General features: G+C 35.4%; 1 protein-coding gene and 1 pseudogene. Both read left to right on the forward strand.

Translation table 11 applies throughout. The features are described from left to right. Positions 1-140: 140 nt before the first annotated feature. Positions 141-764, forward strand: coding sequence for a hypothetical protein (locus AC1DRF_RS28990; protein WP_477742438.1), 624 nt, complete (start codon positions 141-143; stop codon positions 762-764). Positions 765-941: 177 nt separating this feature from the next. After that, positions 942-1,135, forward strand: a pseudogene (locus tag AC1DRF_RS28995) (hypothetical protein); the annotation flags it as partial.

A 1,135-nucleotide genomic window follows, 5' to 3' on the forward strand; every position in this document is an offset into this window, starting at 1 on the left:
TATAATCACCACTGGCGTCAAAATTAACTTCCATCATACAAAAAACATTTTGCTCTTGATTAATACCATAGTAAATATACTGATTGTCACCTACTTGGATATACTATGGTATTAATCAAGAGCAAAATGTTTTTTGTATGATGGAAGTTAATTTTGACGCCAGTGGTGATTATATAGAAAACATCAATTTTGTTGATAATGCTTCAGAAGAACAAATTTCTTTGCTTCAAAACCAAATACAAGAACAACAAAAGCAATTATCAGACCTTGAACAGCAGCAAATGGAAAAGGAATTAGATGATTACTATGCGCAGATAGAAGAAGAGGCGCAGGCCAWAGCTGATGCAGAAGCTGAAGCTCAGGCAGAAGCAGATCGTAAAGCGGAGGAAGAACGTTTAGCAGAAGAAGAGAAGAAACAGCAGGAGGAAGAGGAAGCTCAGGCAAAAGAGGATGAGGTCCAAACGGAATCAGAACCAGAGCAAGAAGAAGATACAGAAGCAATTGAGGAAGAGGAACCAGCCGTACAAACAGTTTCCCAAGAGCAAGCTATCCAGCTAGTTCGTGATCAGCAAGGCATATCTGAAGATTCACCTCTCCTTGTAACATATGATCACGTTGACGACTCAGGAAACTATATTATCCATGTTTATGAAAATGTTGTGGATAATGAAGAAACAGGAGAGGAACATACAGCTACACAAGGTTGGTATCAAGTAAGTCCTAATGATGGGTCCATTACTGATGTTACGGTAKATGGTTACTAATAGAAAGAAAAAAGTTTATTAAAAGAAGCGTTCCTAAAAAGGAATGGCTTCTTTTTTTAAGGTATAATTTTTATTTTATAGGAATCCCCTAAAAAATGGAGCGATGATATAGATGAAATTGAAAGTTGTTACTGCTTTGCTATTAGTAAATATTTTATTAGACTTGGAGGACCACTTTTGCACAAATTAAAATACATTTCGTTATTTATGTTTACTTTTTTATTTTTACAAGGATGCGAAGAAAAATCGAATTCTATGATTCGAAGTGAATCAGCTAGACCTGAAGTAATAAAAGAAGCAAAAAAAGAGAAGGAAAATATGACAGTGGTTTATGATAAAGCAAAATGGCATTATGAGGGAGACTTTCCAGA

The organism is Priestia sp. P5_B4 (assembly GCF_056400385.1).